14 protein-coding genes and 1 pseudogene are annotated in these 18617 nt (G+C 52.1%); 7 read left to right on the top strand and 8 right to left on the bottom strand.

What is annotated here, in order from left to right:
• Positions 1-4: 4 nt before the first annotated feature.
• The 5 genes from darT to MJ768_RS01770 all read right to left on the bottom strand — a co-directional run bounded on the left by darT (position 5) and on the right by MJ768_RS01770 (position 5499).
• Complete coding sequence (darT, locus tag MJ768_RS01790; RefSeq protein ID WP_239287589.1) at positions 5-649, bottom strand: type II toxin-antitoxin system toxin DNA ADP-ribosyl transferase DarT; 645 nt, start codon at positions 647-649, stop codon at positions 5-7.
• Positions 649-2067 carry a restriction endonuclease subunit S gene (locus tag MJ768_RS01785; protein WP_239287588.1) on the bottom strand — a complete coding sequence of 473 codons (1419 nt, stop codon included), beginning with the start codon at positions 2065-2067 and terminating at the stop codon, positions 649-651. Before MJ768_RS01785 ends, darT begins: the two co-directional genes overlap by 1 nt.
• On the bottom strand, positions 2064-2867 hold the full coding sequence (locus MJ768_RS01780; RefSeq protein ID WP_239287587.1) for a TIGR02391 family protein: 804 nt from the start codon (positions 2865-2867) through the stop codon (positions 2064-2066). Before MJ768_RS01780 ends, MJ768_RS01785 begins: the two co-directional genes overlap by 4 nt.
• Positions 2864-5167: a type I restriction-modification system subunit M gene (locus MJ768_RS01775; protein WP_239287586.1), complete on the bottom strand. Its 2304-nt coding sequence runs from the start codon at positions 5165-5167 to the stop codon at positions 2864-2866. The genes MJ768_RS01780 and MJ768_RS01775 overlap by 4 nt, the downstream gene beginning before the upstream one ends.
• 194 nt (positions 5168-5361) lie before the next feature.
• On the bottom strand, positions 5362-5499 hold the full coding sequence (locus MJ768_RS01770) for a hypothetical protein (RefSeq protein WP_239287585.1): 138 nt from the start codon (positions 5497-5499) through the stop codon (positions 5362-5364).
• A gap of 283 nt (positions 5500-5782) precedes the next feature.
• On the opposite strand from MJ768_RS01770, the gene MJ768_RS01765 reads away from it, so the two are divergent.
• Positions 5783-8086, top strand: a complete 2304-nt coding sequence (locus MJ768_RS01765) for a heavy metal translocating P-type ATPase (protein WP_239287634.1) — start codon at positions 5783-5785, stop codon at positions 8084-8086.
• A 199-nt stretch (positions 8087-8285) separates the two neighbouring features.
• Here the strand turns inward: MJ768_RS01765 and MJ768_RS01760 are convergent, their stop codons facing one another.
• Positions 8286-10754 carry a TonB-dependent siderophore receptor gene (locus MJ768_RS01760; RefSeq protein ID WP_239287583.1) on the bottom strand — a complete coding sequence of 823 codons (2469 nt, stop codon included), beginning with the start codon at positions 10752-10754 and terminating at the stop codon, positions 8286-8288.
• Between the two features lie 445 nt (positions 10755-11199).
• Here MJ768_RS01760 and MJ768_RS15300 point away from each other — a divergent pair.
• Positions 11200-11336 (top strand): annotated as a pseudogene (locus tag MJ768_RS15300) (IS110 family transposase); the annotation flags it as partial.
• 355 nt (positions 11337-11691) lie between these two features.
• On the opposite strand, the gene MJ768_RS01755 reads toward MJ768_RS15300, so the two are convergent.
• Together MJ768_RS01755 and MJ768_RS01750 are read right to left on the bottom strand one after the other, a co-directional pair.
• Complete coding sequence (locus tag MJ768_RS01755; protein WP_239287582.1) at positions 11692-12063, bottom strand: PRC-barrel domain-containing protein; 372 nt, start codon at positions 12061-12063, stop codon at positions 11692-11694.
• A 93-nt stretch (positions 12064-12156) separates the two neighbouring features.
• A complete protein-coding gene (locus MJ768_RS01750) occupies positions 12157-12345 on the bottom strand; it encodes a CsbD family protein (protein ID WP_239287581.1) in 189 nt (62 codons plus the stop codon).
• A gap of 471 nt (positions 12346-12816) precedes the next feature.
• On the opposite strand from MJ768_RS01750, the gene MJ768_RS01745 reads away from it, so the two are divergent.
• From MJ768_RS01745 to MJ768_RS01725, 5 genes are all read left to right on the top strand, one after another.
• Positions 12817-14805: a hypothetical protein gene (locus tag MJ768_RS01745; RefSeq protein ID WP_239287580.1), complete on the top strand. Its 1989-nt coding sequence runs from the start codon at positions 12817-12819 to the stop codon at positions 14803-14805.
• Between the two features lie 15 nt (positions 14806-14820).
• The gene (locus tag MJ768_RS01740; RefSeq protein ID WP_256449812.1) at positions 14821-15225 is read left to right on the top strand and encodes a helix-turn-helix domain-containing protein; all 405 of its coding nucleotides are present in this window, start codon (positions 14821-14823) and stop codon (positions 15223-15225) included.
• Positions 15226-15475: 250 nt separating this feature from the next.
• Positions 15476-16471, top strand: coding sequence for a DUF3617 domain-containing protein (locus MJ768_RS01735; RefSeq protein WP_239287578.1), 996 nt, complete (start codon positions 15476-15478; stop codon positions 16469-16471).
• Between the two features lie 3 nt (positions 16472-16474).
• Positions 16475-17272: a D-alanyl-D-alanine carboxypeptidase family protein gene (locus MJ768_RS01730; RefSeq protein WP_239287577.1), complete on the top strand. Its 798-nt coding sequence runs from the start codon at positions 16475-16477 to the stop codon at positions 17270-17272.
• Positions 17253-18605 carry a tetratricopeptide repeat protein gene (locus tag MJ768_RS01725; protein ID WP_239287576.1) on the top strand — a complete coding sequence of 451 codons (1353 nt, stop codon included), beginning with the start codon at positions 17253-17255 and terminating at the stop codon, positions 18603-18605. Before MJ768_RS01730 ends, MJ768_RS01725 begins: the two co-directional genes overlap by 20 nt.
• Positions 18606-18617: the final 12 nt, after the last annotated feature.

Raw genomic sequence — 18617 nt, 5'->3', positions numbered from 1 at the left:
CCATTCAAAAATACCATTCGCGCCGCACTTCCACCGCAGGGCGGTGCGCAGCATTTTGTGTTGCGTTGGTAACCTTACCATAGACCGTAGCATCAAACACCCCGATGCGCCGCACCAGATGCCAAGGGAAAAACTCCTGCAGCAGGAATTCAGCCTGCTTGCCTTCTTTCACTTGCGCATCGCGAAAATCGGGCGCAGCCACCGCTGCCCAATCCACCTCGTTAAGTTGTCCCAAATCGTTGCGGAACTCGGTGTAAAACGCCCCGGCATTAGAGAGGGTAAAAGCCCAGCGCCGACCCTGCTGTATGCCCCATTGAACCACTTCATGCAGGTTTGCCTCAAGATGCAGGATAGGCGCCTGCCCGCCTTTATAGGTCATGTCTGGATGATTCGCGCAGTAGATCAAGTACAGCATGATCGAGCGCGGGCAAAAGTAAAAGGGCACATAGTCGCCCACGTGATCGCCGGGATGGCATTTTACCGGCAACCCCAGCCGCCGTTGTTTGATGGTGCTCATGCCTATGCTGGCAGTCGGCCCGCCCCGCGCAATCATCGCCGCATCCGAGCAGAGACCACCCGCCACCAGAATGGCTGGCAGGTTGTCCACATGGGTGATGTGATAGAGCTTGGGTTGGGCTGGTGCAGTCATTACGCATTGTCCTCCGCCAATTCATCGCCTGCTTCTTCCATCTCCGCAAGAACAGGCTCATCGGCTGGTGCGCACTCTAACTCCGGCAGACGCGCAGCGGCCTTGCGCACGTCGAGCTTGCCGGTGACCACATCGGCGATCAGGCGGGTTCGGTATTCGCGCAAGAGTTCGATCTCGCGTTCGATGCGAGAAATTGCAGTGTCAATCGGCGAGAGTTCTCGTTGCAGACTATCGCAAATGGAAACTTGCTCGGCGATGGTCGGCGGCACTGGCACGGGAATGTTGGCCACAAAACCAAGGTAAATCCCAGGTTGAGCGGAGAACGCCACTGATTGCCACAGGTGCTGCTGCAATCTTGGGCTTCGAAGGAACGTCACCAAGAATGCGTGCGACATGAGTTCAGAGCGCGGCCGGAGAATCGACACGCTGCGCTGGATCTGAAAAGGACCGATGTCATCTACGACCGCAACTTTCCCGAGCGTCGCACCTACGATCGCCATCAACACATCATTTGGTCGCACGACGAACGAAGAGTTCAGCTGCTCGAAATCTGCCTTCGAGATGAAGCTGTCATCCGCCCTTCGAACAAGGCGACCACCCATCATGTTTCTCACGCTCAGCAGAGGGTAACCTGTCATCGTCCGAGCTGGCGGTAGATGCGTGCCGTCACGAACTAGGCTGCATGTTCGTTTTAGCGGCATCACCTTCCAATGCGCCGGAATCTGCCCCAGCCAGGGAATACCGGAATCCTTGAGCGGCACATCGGAATCAAGACCGCGCGTGGCGGCGCGGTGGATGATGGCCTGCTTCTGTTCATTTAACAGCGCGATGGTCTTGCGCTTGGCCCATATCGCCTTGTCCAGCCGATGTGTGGCGTGGTCGAGGAAACGTACGATGACGGCTTGTTCTTCGTCAGGAGGAAGTGGCGAATAGATGGCTTTGAAATGCTCGGGGCGCAGGCTCCACATGTCCGAAGTGATGCCGTAAGACCAGCTCTCAGCCTCCTTGGCAAAACCCGGTGTGCGGAACAGGTGGTGGAAATAGCGCGGGTTATGCGCATCTCGCAAACGCTGCACGACATAAGCAGGGCTGATGATGCCGCGTAGAGCCGACACGCCAATAGCGCCCTGCCAAGCCCGCATTTTGTTGTAGGCAATATCGCCCGGACAAACCAGCTTGTATGCCGACTTGTCCAATTTTGAACTGTCTTTCTTCGAACTACCCGCCAGCAAATCCCGCTGCTTGATTATTCCGCGTGTAATTGTCACGGAAAGCATTTGTTCGTTCGGTTGCTCGCGCTCTTTTACTTCTTCAAACAAAGCACGATGTGGGAGTACATCCCAATGCCCCGGCACCCGCCCCAACCAAGGCAAACCCGAATCCTTGTATTCCAAATACGGTTTAAGGTCGGAGATCATCTGGGCTCCAACTTTGTTGGCGTACAGCAATCCAGCTTCCGGTGCAGAAGAGAGATCAGCGAAAGATAATCCGCAGCATCGTCTTCACCATCCCATAGAATCTTCGGTTCGTGCGCGAGGGGATTTCGAACGGCTCCGAAGCATCCTTTTAGCAGTGCCGCGAAGCCTTTGTGCTCCGTCTTTTCTGTTTCAGTTTGCAACGTATTGATGGCGAGGACGGGTCGCTCAATCGAAAAGACCCGGTCAACCAGTGCAGCACCGTCACTCTGAATCCCAGATAGGTCGCGAATTCGCTGAGCGAGCCCCTTGCTGGCTTCAAAAACTGCGTGAAAGTAGTTGTCCTGGAGTAGCTCGGATCGACAGTATTTCAACACCTCGTGGTGCATACTCCTGCCTTGGAACTTGGCACGGATGGTTCGAACACGCCTCTCGGCTTCATCAAGTGTTTGTACTGCTTCATGTTGCCGGAACTTCCCATCACTGCCATATTCAAGACCGGAAAAGGACAGGATCATATTGAGCTCCTGTCGATGCGCTTCGAACTCCGCGCTCCGCCCAACGAAGCGAGCGGGGATCAAAAAAGATTGTATGAAGTCGAGTACGCGATTCGCACAGTGATATTGCCTCTGGGATTCAAGAAACACCCTATACAGACGGCGCCACTTCGTGGACTCACCCGATGCATCTACTAGACCACGATCACTCAGAACGCGAGAGATGTCTGTACCCGATCCGCATTCGCCGAGCAATCGCGCAAGAGCCTCAATCTGACCTTCTGGGAAAGTGGTTACAGCATTCACTGTGAGTCTCCTCCAACAATTTCACTCAGCAGACCTTCCGCCTCTTTCTCCACGGCCAGAATATCGGCGCGAATTTCTTCCAGCGTGCGTAGCGGCTGCGGCTTATAGAAGTGGCGGGTGAAGCTCACCTCGTAGCCGATTTTGGTGGCGTCCTGCTTGATCCACGCATCAGGCGTGTAGGGCAGCACTTCACGGCGGATGAAGGCTTCGATGCCGCCTTCTTCCAGCAATGGCACCTGCTCGGTGTCGCGCAAGTCGGAGTCGGGCTCGTATTCGACAATCATGGCCTTGCCATCCACAGTCGCCTCGTACAGGCCATTCAGCGGGTCGGCCTTGGTCTTGCCGGGTTTATGTACCTTGGCGATGACCGGCGGCGCTGTCTCGACACGCCAGCTCACAGCCTTCAGTATCTGCTTAAGGTCGGCTGCGGGGAGCTTGATGCCCGCCTTCTTGAGCGCGGCGTCTATGCGATCTCGGAAGATGTTGTGGTCCTCAAAGAGCTTGTTGCCCAGCGCTTCACGCAATGCCATCGCCATTTCGACGAGCCGGGCGTCGCGCTCCCAGGTCTTGGCATCGAGCAGTTTCTTTTTCTTCTTCTCGGGCAGGCCCTTCTTGGCGCTGCCGCCTTCTTCTTCGTCGCCCTCGTCCTCATCGCTACCCCAGTCGGCAAGGCGCGTTTCTAGCGCGGCGGAAACCTTGGCGAAATGGGTGAAGATGTCGTCGCCGAACTCATCAAAGAGTGCAGCGCGCAAGTCTTCGTCGCCGGAGGCAAAACGCAGCGTCTCGATAGTTTTGAGCGAGAGTTGGCTATGCAGGCGTAGCGGTCGCTCGACCGTGACCTTCCAGTAACCGAAGGCGGCGTTGGGGAATATCTTCGACTCGGGCATTTCCTTGAAATCGAGGAAGGTGCGGCTAATACGTTCGATATCGTCGGGTGATAGCTCACAGTTTTTCTTGCCAAGGTTCTTGCGCAGCGGTTTGAACCACTGGCTTGCGTCGATGAGCTGCACCCGGCCCTTGCGATGTGCGGGCTTTCTATTCGACAGTACCCAGACGTAAGTAGCGATGCCGGTGTTGTAGAAAAGGTTGAGCGGCAGCGCGACGATGGCTTCAAGCCAGTCGTTCTCGATGAGCCAGCGGCGGATGTTGCTCTCGCCCTGCCCTGCGTCGCCGGTGAACAGTGAGCTGCCGTTATGTACCTCGGCAATACGGCTGCCCAGCGCAGAGCGGTGGTTCATCTTCGACGCCATGTTGGCGAGGAAGAGCATCTGGCCATCGCTGGAGCGGGTGACGAGTGAGAGTTCCTCGCCCTGATGCACCACCTTGAAACGCGGATCGCGCATACCGTCTTTGCCGCCCATTGCTTCGAGGTCTTTCTTCCAGCCCTTGCCGTAGGGCGGGTTGGCGAGCATGAAATCGAACTCTTGCGCCGGGAAAGCGTCATGCGCAAGCGTGGACCATTCCGCGCCGCCGACGATGTGGTCGGCGCTCTCGCCCTCGCCTTTGATTAGCATGTCCGCCTTGCAGACGGCGTAGGTCTCGGGGTTTATTTCCTGACCGTAGAGGAGTGTGGAGATCTGCTGGTCGCGCTTCGCGGCGATTGCCATGAGCGTTTCCTCTGCCACGGTGAGCATGCCGCCGGTGCCGCAAGCACAGTCATAGAGCAGATAGGTGCCGGATTTAAGCTCTGCCTCGATCGGCTGGAACACGAGGTTTGCCATCAGCCGAACTGCGTCGCGCGGCGTCCAGTGCTCGCCCGCCTCCTCATTGTTGTCCTCGTTGAATTTGCGGACCAGTTCTTCGAAGACAGTGCCCATTGAATGGTTGTCGATGCCCGCAGGCGAAAGGTCGATTTCGGGATCAAGAAATTTGTTGATCAGCGTGCCAAGCGCGTCTGCCTTGGAGAGTGTAGTGAGCTGGTTGCGGAATTTGAAGTTCTCCAGTATGTCCTGGACGTTGGGCGAGAAGCCGTTGAGATAGTCTTCGAAATCTGCGAGCAACTGCTGCTGGCTTCCACGCGACTTCAGATCGCGCAAGGTAAAGCGCGAGGTGTTGTAGAAGGATTGCCCCGCAGCAGCGGCAAGCGCAGCGCGCTGCTCTGTGATGCGCGCCTCGTCGAGCATTTTCTTGGTGTCGAGCACCGCCTGTTTGGTCGGTTCAAGCACCGCATCCATGCGCCGAATGACGAACATGGGCAGGATTACATCGGGGTACTTACCCCGCCGGAAAAGGTCGCGAAGCACATCGTCGGCGATGCCCCAGATGAAAGAGACGATCTTGTTATGAGTTGCTTGGTCCATTATCGCTTTCGCTCCGCTTCGTTCATCAGTTCACAGCGGATGATTGCGGCCGGAAAGATTTATGGGCTTGTTTCTTGGGTTTGCCGTGCCAAGCACGGATGGCAGTTACTTTACCACATGGACAATATTGGACAAAGACGAGGGATCGAATCGTCATAACGAACGGCCAGAAACCCTAATTTTGCGAAACAAATTTACACCTCGCCAGTCAGATCATCCCGCAGGTTAGCAAGCTGCCAATTCATTCGCCCCAGCCGTTCCGCCATCCCGGCCTGCGATACCCTTTGAACAGTATTGTGCGCGGGCATCCAGAAAGCTAGTTGAGGTGTCATGCTACTGCCCATTATGTTACTTTGCGCTCACTGCGGACGAACTTCGGGCGTCTGGCCGCCAGCATGAGGTTGTGTAAGCGATATTTTTTCGAGTAACGCCGTATTGTGACGAAACGGGGTAAGCAGGCAAGACGCAAAGCGGCTGCTCGCAAAATTTGATTTTTAGAAGTGCCCTATAATAAAAGCCAAATTTAGGAGCTTGACCGATATGAACCCTCACACGCACCCGGCGCATCCGCCCGAACACACTCATCACGAACTTGCAAACAACGGGAACACTGCCATGCCAGCTGAACATCAACCCCTGAAAGACCCGGTTTGTGGCATGTCCGTCACAGAGCAATCTGAACATCGATATCAGCACGAAGGCCAACTCTACTACTTCTGCAGCCCGCATTGCAAAATCAAGTTCAGTGCGAACCCTGGCCACTTCCTCGAACCCAAGTCGCCCCCGCAACAAGACCTGCCGGCCGCAGCGGGCATGATTTACACCTGCCCGATGCATCCTGAGGTGCGTCAGGATCATCCGGGCAGTTGCCCCAAATGCGGCATGGCGTTGGAACCTGAGTTGCCCAGTCTCGACGAGGATGACAACCCTGAGCTGCGCGACTTCCAGCGACGGTTCTGGTGGACGCTGCCGCTGACAGGCATCGTCTTTGTGCTGGCCATGTTCGGCCATCGGCTACAGTGGATGGATATGGCTACCCAAAGCTGGGTCGAAATGGTGCTGACGATGCCCATTGCGCTGTGGGCGGGCTGGCCGTTTTTCTTGCGCGGATGGCAGTCAGTGGTCAATCGCAGCCCGAACATGTGGACGCTGATAGGCTTGGGGACTGGTGCAGCCTTCGTCTACAGCGTGGTGGCCACAATTGCGCCCCAGGCATTTCCGGCCTCGTTCGTCTCAATGGGCCGCGTGGCGGTTTACTTCGAAGCGGCAGCCGTGATCATCTCTCTGACTCTGCTGGGCCAGGTTCTGGAACTGAAAGCCCGCTCGCAGACGTCTGCCGCGATCAAATCCCTGCTCGGCCTGGCACCCAAGACCGCTCGCCGTATCCGCGCCGATGGGACCGAGGAAGACATACAGCTGACGCATGTGCATGTGGGGGATATTTTGCGCATTCGTCCTGGTGAGAAAGTACCCGTTGATGGCGTAGTGATCGAAGGCAGTAGCGCGGTCGACGAGTCCATGCTCACCGGCGAACCGCTACCCGTGACCAAGCGTGTGGGCGACAAGGTAACCGGCGCAACACTCAACACCAATGGAGCGCTGGTGATGCGGTCCGAGCGCGTCGGATCGGGCACCATGCTGGCGCAAATCGTCCAGATGGTCGCTCAAGCCCAGCGCTCCCGGGCCCCGATGCAGCGTATGGCCGACGTGGTGGCAGGCTATTTCGTGGTCTCGGTGGTGACGGTTGCACTGCTTACTTTCTTCGGCTGGGGGCTGTTCGGGCCCGAGCCGCGCTGGGTATACGGCTTGATCAATGCCGTGTCGGTTCTGATCATTGCCTGTCCTTGCGCCTTGGGCTTGGCCACGCCGATGTCGATCATGGTGGCCACTGGGCGAGGCGCGACGCAGGGCGTGCTGTTCCGGGACGCGGCTGCAATCGAGAACCTGCGCAAGATCGACACTCTGATCGTCGACAAAACCGGCACGCTGACCGAAGGCCGACCTGCATTCGACCGGGCGATCCCGGCACAGGGCTTTGGCGCTGACGAGGTGCTGCGTCTGGCCGCGAGTCTGGACCAAGGCAGTGAGCACCCGCTGGCTGATGCCATTGTGCGCGCAGCCCGTGAGAGTGGAATGACGCTGGACAAGCCCGATACCTTTGAATCAATTTCGGGTATCGGCGTGCGGGGACAGGTTGCGGGGCACCAACTCGCCCTCGGCAATACCGCCATGATGCAGCAGATCGGTGTGCTGGTAGACGGCATGGTTCCGCAGGCCGAAGCCCTGCGTACAGAAGGCGCCAGCGTGATGCACCTTGCAATTGATGGTCAGCTTGCGGGACTGCTCGCAGTATCTGATCCGATCAAGAACAGTACCCTGGAGGCGCTAACGGCACTCAAAGCCTCCGGACTGCGCATCATCATGGCCACAGGCGACGGGCTGACCACCGCCAAGGCAATCGGCACCCGGTTAGGGATTACCGAAGTGCATGGCGGGGTCAAGCCAGCCGACAAGCTGATGCTGGTGGAGCAACTTCAAAAAGAAGGACGTGTGGTGGCCATGGCGGGCGACGGCATCAATGATGCCCCGGCACTTGCAAAGGCGGATATCGGTATCGCGATGGGCACGGGCACCGATGTGGCGATGAACAGCGCCCAGGTCACCTTGATCAAGGGAGACTTGCGCGGCATCGCGGTGGCGCGTGCTCTGTCAGATGCCACGGTGAGCAATATGAAGCAGAACCTGATGTTTGCCTTTTTCTATAACGCGATGGGCATACCCATTGCCGCCGGTATTTTGTACCCGCTGACAGGGTGGCTGTTGTCTCCCATGATTGCTGCGCTGGCGATGAGCTTCAGCTCGGTATCGGTGATTGGGAATGCGCTACGATTGCGCACGAGCAGGTCAATTATCAAGTAACCTGACGAGAAGAAATCATGAAACCTGTTGACGATCGCGCTTATAACCATCTCTTCGCATGCAGAAGTGGTCGATATTGATGTCGTTCGGCAATAGTGAGTCTCTGAAGAAAGTCAGAATGAGGAAAAAATCCTCTCAATTATAAAAGCGCCCCGCCTGTTCGGCGGGGACTGACACATGTTTTATTTACCTGGCAAATCTAGAAATTAGCTATCAGTGACACCCTTGCAGCTAATGGTGAACCTGGTGAGATATTGTTGTTATTGTGGGCGGAAGAGTAATAATTAGTATCAAACAGGTTTTCGATATTCAACTGGGCCCGCAGATTTTTATCAATCTTGGCATACACTGCCGCATCCACCCGAATGAAGCCCGGCAAGTAAACAGTATTGTCTGTAGACGTGTACATCTTGTCACGGCTGATCACACCCAGCCCGGCACCCCACATTGCATTGAAGTCATACCGATTCCACAGCGAAAAAGTATTTTTTGGAAGTTCTGCTAAAACGGAACCTGCCTTAATGGTAGAAGATTGCGTGCTGGTGATGGTCCCATCCTGGTAGGTGTATCCCCCCATCACGCTCCAGGCCGGGGTAATCCGGCCGGCCAGACCCAATTCAAAACCCTTGTTCCGCTGGCCATCGGCTAAAATAGAGGCGGCTGCATTATTCGGATCGGGGACAATCACGTTGGTACGATCCAGCTGAAACAGGGCACTGGTCAAAGCCAGGTTTGGATGTATATCCCACTTAGCCCCGACTTCAATATTCTTAAATTTCTCCGGTTCCAGTGTCGCAGTGGTCACCGTAAGCGAAGTAAGCTGTTCCCCGGATCTGGGCACATACGCCAGACTATAGCTGCCATAAATGGATACGTTATCGACTGGCTTGTAAACCAGGCCGGCTCTTGGGGACCAGAAATTATCCTTACTGTTTAAATCTTGAGGAGGAGTTGCATTATTCTTGCGAAAATCCACATCGTACGAATCGTGGCGCAAGCCTAGAATCGCCTGTAATTTAGGCATGAGGGTAATCTGGTCTTGTACATAAACCGATATTTGTTTTAAGGTACTATTGTTATTCGCATCTGCTGGCCGATTCGTGAATGTGATCGGAGCATGGGTAATGGGATTGGTAACGGGAACATTAACTGAAGTGGCAGTTCCATTAAAAAGTCCAGTAGCGCGAACATTATCCGTTGACTGGTGGCCCAATTCAAGGCCAGCCACCAGATCGTGTTTCATATTTCCTGCATTCAAGGTATACAACAGGTCCGTCTGGTTGAAGAAATTGTCTCGATTGGTCGTATCAGTATATGCGCCAACCGCCACTTGGGTTCCCGCAGCATTGACCGCACCTGATGGGAACACGTTCATGTAAAATTTGTCTTGCGTAGCATAACGTGTACGGTTGCGGAGCAGTACCTGGTTATCAAACTTGTGCTCGATCAGCGCATTGGCTGCCTTTAGCTCGGTGTCCGAATTGCTGCGTTCAGGATCACCAAAAAAGGTTGACCGGTTGGTGATAAATGGCTTCCCCTGATAGGAAGGGATACCGCGGTCAGCTGTACGCTCATCCTTGAAATACTCCACATTCAACACCACCTTGGTCTTGTCCGAAGGCAGGATCGTAACGGTCGGGTTAATTCCATATCTCTTCAAATTTACGCCGTCACGGAAGCTCCCCGAATCTTCATACATGGCATTCAGCCGGACTGCGGAAACTTCGTTCATGCCCTGGCCAACGTCGAGAGCAACACGTTTTGCATTCCATGAACCAATCTGGGCATTGATTTCCCGGACCGGAATCCAGTCCGCCTCTTTCTGAACCCGGTTAATTACCCCACCGGAACCGCCCCGACCAAAAATCATTCCATTGGGGCCTTTCAAAACTTCGACCCTTTCTATGTTGTAAATGTCGCGATAATACTGGACGTCGTCGCGTATGCCGTCAACGAAAAAGTCTCCTGTGGAGCGATTACCGCGAAAAACCAGGGCATCGCGGTTACCTTCCCCTTGAGAAATACCCATACCCGGAACATAGCGCACCGCGTCGGACATGCTCTGAACGTTCTGATCCTTGATCGCTTCCTGCGTAACAACCGAAACAGACTGCGGAACGTCAATTAAAGGAGTATTGGTCTTGGTTGCAGTGGAGATTTTTGGTACGGTGTATCCAGAGCTACTTTTTGCCGACACCGTAATCGTTGGCAGCGTTGATTCTTTTTCCGTTTGACCAATGTCTGATTGAGCTATCTGTAATTTCTGGACAAGATACCCCTTATCCTGAGGCACTGCTTGCAGGCCACTACCGACAAGCAAGTGGTTCAGTCCATCCTGAGCAGTGTAATTTCCCTGGAGTCCTTGTGTCGTTTTTTCGCTGAGTACGGCAGGATCAGCGAAGACTTTAACGCCTGCCTGTTTTACAAAAAGAATAAGTGCAGTTTTCAACGAACCCGCGGAAACGTTGTATGTCTGCACGGCAGTGCTGGCAACAATGTTTGACTGCGCAACTGCAGCACCCGATAAACTAATAGTGGCTACTCCAAAGCAGATTAACGCGCTATTCATTGCGATGGCGAGCTTAGTTTGGCGATGGTTGCATCGAGTTTGGATGCCAGCATGTTTTCGCGCCAAGGTAGTAATACATTTGCGGTTATGTGTATACATTATTGCCTTTCCAAAATAATAATTAATATCAAATAAAAAATGTCTGGTACGTAATGCATTACTGGCGGCGGGAAAATTCGGTGCCACATACTTAAAACTGGTACATCCAAACGGTACGCTTATCCAGATGCTGAATGAGCAGCTCGTCCCCATGCAAAACACGGCATCACTGCGAATGCTTAATTCGATCAAGCATAATTTTGCACTTATCGATACCATCAGCGAAGCAATACCCAGCTTGCTCATGCTTTAATCTATCTAATACTGCAAGTGATAATAGTTCGTAATTGTATTCTCATGTTTAATGAGATGCAAGACTTAGCATTATCCAATATGAAATAAGTTTTAAAGCGGATCGAATTTCCAACGAGAAATGATTCTGAGCGGCTGAAGTTCTGAATCGATCATGACGCAAGGTATGCGTGATCGACATGGAAGATGCAATGCTAACCTTGATGCTCGATTGCTTGAGGAATTGATGGACGAGCACAACAAACTGTCTTGCTGCAAACCGTGCTTGGCGTAGATCTGATCGGAGCAGCCATACTGCCGATGGAAATCGGCATCGACAGAGGGTCTTACGAAACCAGTTTCATCCGAATATTTTCAATATCTTATAGCTTTCGATAGCCAGCTTTTTGCTCGCCTAAAATGGGATTTCTTTCACGTTATTTCACGTTAAATGAAGAGGAGAGTGTTGGCGAGCACTGAAAATTGACCAGCCATCTTCAATGAAAATTGAACGGGCGATGATGATAAAGAAACCTTCCCTCTGCTCGTTCTCATTCCACTTTAAAATGGCCAGTCATCGAATGAACAATACAACTGCAATCCATTCGGCTTGCAGTGTTCGCCAACAGTTTTGTTGTTGGACGTACGATTATCAGAATCGTAACTTCTGCTTTTGCAAGTGCGGTATTAGATCAAATCACGATTGCTATGCTTCATACGTCCAAGACGGGTGTGCTTTATCGGGCCACTTGTCCTTATCAAATCCCGGCGCATTTTCGAGTCTATCTTTCTCGACATTAAGTATGAAACGCTTGTTTTTCGTGTCTAGTGTCAATGCACCCCATGGCACCGCGAAAAGCTTTTCTCCTATACCAAGAACACCTCCATAGGACAATACTGCATAAGCAATTTTGCCGCTCTCCATGTCCAGCATGATTTCCTTGATGTCACCCAAATCTTCATCTGCTTGATTATAGACGTCGTTTCCAATGAGCGTATCTGCCCCCATCAATTGAGGGCCAGGTCCAGAATCGTTGTTTTTGTTTATCCCATAGGCACTACTATCTTCGTCACTCATAATTCATCTCCAGTAACCAATTTTATTTAAGATAATGTCTGTTGCCATGCACTCGGTCATTAATCTTGTTCATGCATCTGCGCCATATTCGCTTCAGCTGCCTTTCTCAAAATCATTCTTAAGATCATTCTTAAGATCACCAAAGCCAGATTGGACTTTACCAATGTTTTTTTGAATCTTCCCTTCTACTTCCAGATCCTTGTCATCTGTGATTTTACCTGTGACTTCTTTAACTTTACCTTTGATTTCTTCAATACGACCTTTAACTTGATCTTTGTTCATAATAATCTCCTGAAAAATGATTGCCGATATGGCTGGAACTCCAATGTGAATAATGCGCAAAATACTAAACCTGGTCGGTGCGGTACCGTACTTAACGCTGAATAAGTGGATTGATGCTACTCGCCTGCAAGTTGGGAGAAGTAGGCAAGAATCAGAAGCCGCTGGCTGAGCTGGAAATGAAGTTATCACGAGAAAGGTGGCCTCATTTCCGCTCAACTATGCTGCTTGTGCATCCAGTTGTTCGAAGGTCACGTCAGCTTTGAGATGCTGACTGGCGTTGGATATTGATTTGAATTTTTTAATGACCGATTCACAAATTTAATTTCAGACATATTCCTTGGCGGAAATACCACAATCCTTCTGACATCTTGAAATGGGTCCACAATTTCCAATTACCAATCATATTGTTATAGAATGATCTGAACAATATTGCTGGATGCTTCTGATCCCCAATACATGAGAGAGGTTATTATGAATTTCCATATCCCAGTATTTCGTTTTTTTGTGTTTCTTTACGCATTATTTACGTTTACTCATGTGTTTGCCCAGAACGATCAGCATAGCCCGTCTTCGTCATTGACTGTTAGCCCTGCCTCGATCACGATGAAAGTGGGCGCTACGACGGGTATCACTGTCACTAATGCTTCCGGCACAATAACCGCAAGTACTGCCAATAAATCCGTGGCGACTTTAAGCTACTCCAGCGGCACAGCCATTGTGAAGGGTATTTCGGTTGGATCTACGACCATTATCATTAAAGACAGCAAGACAACCCTGACCTTGCCGGTTTCTATCCTCGCAAACTCTGTTTCCCCAGTAGCCGGTAATGGTAATTACACGTTGTTGGCGTGGAATGACCTGGGTATGCACTGTATGGATGGCCTGGATTTTTCTGTGTTCGCTATTTTACCGCCGTATAACACGCTCCATGCCCAGCTGAAGGATAAATCAGGCAAGTTGGTCAGCAGCGGGGTCACGCTGACTTATGAAGCCGTGGCAGATAGTACCGGCTCAATCAATACCTATAGCCACACCAAGACTAATTTCTGGGATTGGGTTGGCAGATTAGTTGGCCTAAATCCTGCCAATAATATTGGGCTCAACTTGGATGGTCTTGCCACTGGTAATCCCGCACCCGGGAATGCAACACCTTCTTTGGTTCCTGCCCCAATGACTTATAACGCGGAATATCGCTGGTTTGAAGCGGAAGGCATCCCTATTACGCCTTTTGATGATAAGGGTAAAAAGAATTTCTACCCGACTGTCAAAGTTGTGGCTAAAGATTTGACTGGCAAACAATTAGCGACCAGCATCACGGTGCTGCCAGTGAGCGATGAAATGACTTGTAAAGCCTGTCATACGTCAACTGTTTCAACTAATCCTGCTGAAATTGCGGCTAAGCCTGCTGTGGGTTGGGTGAACGATGCCAATCTTGATAAGGACTGGAAGAGAAACATTTTTCGCCTGCATGATGAAAAGCAATTGTCCAATCCGATTTACAAATCAGCCTTGATTAAAAGCAACTACAACTCCAGTGGTTTGTTGGCGACAGTAGATTCCGGCAAGCCAATATTATGTGCGGGCTGTCATACCAGCAACGCTTATTTCGACAAGCAAAATAAGATATCAGTGATGAGCGGCATGATGGGAATTAGACCGTTAACTCAAGTCTTGCATACCAAACATGCGACAGTAAAAGATCCGTCCTCCCAGCTGACCTTGGATAGCAAGGGTGATCGTACGGCCTGTTATTTGTGCCATCCTGGTTCAGAGACCCAATGTTTGCGTGGCGCAATGAGTAAAGCAGTGGATACCAGCGGTAAATTAATGAGTTGCCAAAGCTGTCATGGCCATATGGCGGCAGTGGGCAGTCCAGCACGTCAAGGTTGGTATAATGAGCCGGTTTGCGAGTCTTGCCATAATAGTGCCGCGCCTAACAGACGGGCAATCTCCGCCGTTAATGCCAGTGGTGTGGCAATCGTGCCTAACGACCATACTTTTGCCACCAATGCCGATACACCATTGCCAGGTTTGAATTTGTACCGTTTTAGCACAGGGCATGGTGGTTTACAGTGTGAGGCTTGCCACGGATCGACTCATGCCGAATATCCATCCAGCCATGTTGATGACAATACCCAGAGTCTGGCTGTCCAGGGGCATACCGGGACCATAGCCGAGTGTAAGGCTTGCCATACCACTGTGCCGACGACTATCAATGGTGGCCCGCATGGTATGCACACAACTGGCGATGCCTGGGTTAAAGCGCATAAAAAAGCCAGTAAAATCAGCACCGCAACAACACCAAGCTGCACGTATTGCCACGGTACAACCAGTGCCGGTACGCCGTTGAGTGCAATCAAAGTGGCGAAAACCATCAATGCCGGGCCCTTTGGGACCAAAAATTGGGCGGCAGGTTACCAGGTTAGCTGTTTTAGCTGCCACAATAGTCCTATGAGGTAAGCTGAAGTCAGGCAGATTAAGTCGCAGAAGGAGATCGCCGAGCGCTTGGGATTAGACCGCAGCTACATCAACCGGATAGTGAACCTGACTACCCCTGCACCGCGCATCATTGTTGCGATCCTTGACGATGCCTTACCAAATTACCTCATGCTGTTTGATGTGGCAGTCGGTCCGTCAGCGTTGTGGAAGGAGCAGCGGCGGCGCATTGAGGAGGCTGCAGGCAAGCCTAGATGCACGGGTAAGAGTTGTAACGTCTCGTATTTGAAACCTTCCGGGCTCGTGTCTAACGCCACATTTTTGGCTCACATCGATTTCAAGTGCAACGCAGGGCCTCAGATCATCCACAATCGACGCGAAATTGAAAGAGTATTCTTCGGAAAAACTATGCGCTATAGTAGGCCACCTTTAGGGCACCCCTAAAAATTCAGAGTTCTAAACAAGACTAGGCGCGAATAAAAAATGTTGACGCAGCATATAATTGATATGTAAGGAAACATTTTTTGAGAGCAACGACGTATTGTGACGAAATCTGAATTTGTAGAAGTGCCCTTTAGTTGTTGCACTTCGAACTTAAACCCGTGAGGTAAGCTGATAACGGGTCAAAATTCAATGCGCAACCAGGCTCAGATTTATAGCCATTTCAGTAACCAATCAACTTTATGGAACGATCATGAACAAACACCTTACCGCCATTCTAGCCATGATAACCAGCATGTTGAGTGCTGCAGCATATGCCGCACCTGGTGAGTACTGGGAAGTCACTACCAAAATGGAAATACCTGGCATGCCTTTCTCGATGCCCGCTACTCCGACGAAGATTTGCATCGCCAAAGGCGGGGAAAGCGATCCCAGAAAGACTTCTGGCGACAAGAATTGCAAGATGTCTGACATCAAAACCGTCGGCAACAAAGTCTCGTGGAAAGCACGTTGCGACCATAACGGTGAAATAATGACAGGCGTCGGCGAGCAAACTGCTACCGCCAACAGCTATGCCGGCAAAATGCAGCTATCAGGCAAATCAGAAGGTCAAGACGTAAGTATGGACATGGCTTACAGCGGCAAGCGCATTGGAGGAGCTTGCGATTCAGAAGAGATGCTTGTTAAAGCAAAAGCGCAAATGTGTGACACCTCAGGTTACGACAGCACGGCTGTCTGGATAGGCAGTGCTGATCACATCTTTGTCAACTGCGCCGACCAGCGCAAAAAATTGTGCGATAACGTGCGCAAGGATGCCTCCAAAGATGCGCAAACCTATACCCTGCTACTTCAGCATGATCAACAATCAAAAAGCGCTTCCATCGCCAAAGAGTGCAAGCTGGATATGGCTGCCACCACCAAGACGATTTGCAAGGGGTTCAACAGCAATAATTATCAGCAGCTATCTGCATACTGTCCGGCAGAAGCCAAGGTTTATCGCGAGGAAAAACGCCGCAAAGAATGCGAGGGACGCAGCTACACCGGCAAAACTAGCGCCGAGAGCATTCGATTATGCATGAGCGGCATGAAAGACGTTGCGGATGACAACAATTCAAGCGAAGCGGATGCACCGCGTGACTCGAGCAAGCCCTCTGCGAACAACCCAACCAACGACAAGCCCTCTGCAAACAACCCAGCGAACGATATGTTGGAAGGAATCAAGAAACTGAAGGGTATGTTCGGTTTTTAAAGCATGAAGTATCTGGTCGGGCTGCTCCTGTGGTGCCACATCTTGGCTGCACAGGGGCAGCCCGATCCTTTTCCACAGGCCGCTAACGCCTATCTCGTCAAAGTGGATAACGCGTCCATTTGGGAACATCGCCCCAATGACCGCTTGCCGCCTGCCAGCCTGACCAAACTGATGACCGCGTTGCTGATTCTTGAACAAGGACAGTTACAAGAAGCAGCATCGATCAGCCTAGCATCTACACTTGAGACGGGTTCGCGTATCAAGCTCAAGGCTGGCGAACGCTTCCGTGTGCAAGACCTGCTCGCCGCTACGATGATAGCGTCGTCCAATGATGCCTGCCATGCGCTGGCCGATCACTTGGGCGGAAGTGAAGCAGGCTTTGTAACTCGGATGAATCGCCGTGCAAAAGAGCTTGGTATGCGCGATACACATTTCACCAACGCCTGCGGGCACGATGCCGCCAAACACTATTCCAGCGCACATGATCTTGCGCGGTTGGCGCATGAGTTACTCAAACACCCATCATTGTTCGAGATTACCTCGCAAAAAAACTTGCAGATCGCCACGCTAGACGGCAAGAAACTTTACACGCTAGAAAACAAGAACGCGCTGATCGGTCGCTACGACGGGGCACTCGGCCTTAAGACAGGTTACACACCCAATGCCGGCAAGTGTCTCGTAGCCTTTGCCAAACGGAGTGGTCACGAGGTGCTGCTCGTGATGTTGCATGGCAAAGACCGCTGGTGGGATGCTGTAGACATCCTCGATCTCGCTTTCGATCATGCCCGCGCGGCTCCCTGAAACGCACTTCGGCGTACTGCTGTGGCTCATGCTGGCAGTATCAATCTGCTACGCGAATGCACTTAACGGCACATTCCAGTTCGATGACTACAACGTCATCGTCAACAATCCGAGCGTGCACTCCTGGGCAGGCTGGGCAGAAGGCTTGTCCTTCGGCATCCGACCCCTGCTCAAGTTCAGCTACACACTCAACTGGATAATGGGCACGGGTGTAATCGGATTTCATCTCACCAACCTGCTGATCCATCTGACAAATGCTTACCTGGTCTACAGATTAGCGCAGGCCTTTGTGCAGCAACAATGGCAGCAGGACAAACTTCGGCAAGTTCCGATTCTCGTCGCGTTGCTGTTCGCCGCTCACCCCATCTATACCGAGGCCGTCACTTATATCTGCGGTCGTTCCACCTCATTGATGACGCTGTTCTATCTGGCAGGGCTGCTCGCTTACATCAGCGGACGCACACAGCAAAACAACGTCAAAGTGTATGGGCTGGCTCCGCTGCTCTTCGTCATTGCCCTGGGCGTCAAAGAAACCGCCGTGACGTTTCCGCTGGCGCTGTTGTTGTGGGAATATTCTTGTGGCGGCACATGGAAACGCGCCCTGACGCCGCAATGGCCAAGCTGGCTGGTGCTGATTCTGGGCGCACTGATTTTTCTGTTCAGCGACAGCTACCTGGCACATATGGAACGCAGTGCCCAGCTCAATTCCATGCAAGGCAACATAACAAATCAAGTTGCTGTTTTTTCCTACCTGATGCGGCAATGGGCTTTACCGTTATGGCTGAACATTGATCCGGACCTGCCGTTGCAAAACAATTTTTCCGCCATGTTGCTGCCACTGGTCTTCTTCCTTGCGCTATTTGTGCTCATGGTAGCCTGCTGGCGTGTACGCCCGTGGATCAGCTTCGCCTTGGCATGGGCGATGTTACAACTGATCCCGTTGCATCTGTTTCTACCGCGTATCGATATCGCCAACGACCGACAAATGTATCTGGCCGGATGGCCACTCTCTCTCGCTTTGTGTATTGAGTTGAGGCTGTGGACGGACGGAACAAGAACCCAGACTATCGCTGCGCTACTGCTGTTAGGTTTTGCTACCCTTACCGTTCTGCGAAATCAGGATTACGCCAACGAGATCCGCTTGTGGGAAGATACCGTAATTAAGTCGCCTGGCAAGGCACGCGTACACAACAATCTTGGTTATGCTTACATGCTAGCCAGACGCAATGATGAAGCACGGCGCGAATTCACTACTGCACTGCAACTCGATCCGAGCCTCTACAAGGCGCGTTACAACCTTTATCGGCTGGACGACAAAGTCAGCTTGAGATAGTTCGAAAACGTG

It is taken from the genome of Candidatus Nitrotoga sp. 1052 (assembly GCF_927312905.1).
Classification (GTDB): domain Bacteria; phylum Pseudomonadota; class Gammaproteobacteria; order Burkholderiales; family Gallionellaceae; genus Nitrotoga.
Note: the sequence above shows the minus strand (reverse complement) of the source record. Positions and strands in the feature narration are given on the sequence as shown.

What these genes read in the sequence shown, in the direction of transcription:
- darT (WP_239287589.1), bottom strand. Translation starts at nt 649, where the DNA reads ATGACTGCACCAGCCCAACCCAAGCTCTATCACATCACCCATGTGGAC.
- MJ768_RS01785 (WP_239287588.1), bottom strand. Translation starts at nt 2,067, where the DNA reads ATGATCTCCGACCTTAAACCGTATTTGGAATACAAGGATTCGGGTTTG.
- MJ768_RS01775 (WP_239287586.1), bottom strand. Translation starts at nt 5,167, where the DNA reads ATGGACCAAGCAACTCATAACAAGATCGTCTCTTTCATCTGGGGCATC.
- MJ768_RS01770 (WP_239287585.1), bottom strand. Translation starts at nt 5,499, where the DNA reads ATGACACCTCAACTAGCTTTCTGGATGCCCGCGCACAATACTGTTCAA.
- MJ768_RS01765 (WP_239287634.1), top strand. Translation starts at nt 5,783, where the DNA reads ATGCCAGCTGAACATCAACCCCTGAAAGACCCGGTTTGTGGCATGTCC.
- MJ768_RS01760 (WP_239287583.1), bottom strand. Translation starts at nt 10,754, where the DNA reads ATGTATACACATAACCGCAAATGTATTACTACCTTGGCGCGAAAACAT.
- MJ768_RS01755 (WP_239287582.1), bottom strand. Translation starts at nt 12,063, where the DNA reads ATGAGTGACGAAGATAGTAGTGCCTATGGGATAAACAAAAACAACGAT.
- MJ768_RS01750 (WP_239287581.1), bottom strand. Translation starts at nt 12,345, where the DNA reads ATGAACAAAGATCAAGTTAAAGGTCGTATTGAAGAAATCAAAGGTAAA.
- MJ768_RS01745 (WP_239287580.1), top strand. Translation starts at nt 12,817, where the DNA reads ATGAATTTCCATATCCCAGTATTTCGTTTTTTTGTGTTTCTTTACGCA.
- MJ768_RS01735 (WP_239287578.1), top strand. Translation starts at nt 15,476, where the DNA reads ATGAACAAACACCTTACCGCCATTCTAGCCATGATAACCAGCATGTTG.
- MJ768_RS01730 (WP_239287577.1), top strand. Translation starts at nt 16,475, where the DNA reads ATGAAGTATCTGGTCGGGCTGCTCCTGTGGTGCCACATCTTGGCTGCA.
- MJ768_RS01725 (WP_239287576.1), top strand. Translation starts at nt 17,253, where the DNA reads ATGCCCGCGCGGCTCCCTGAAACGCACTTCGGCGTACTGCTGTGGCTC.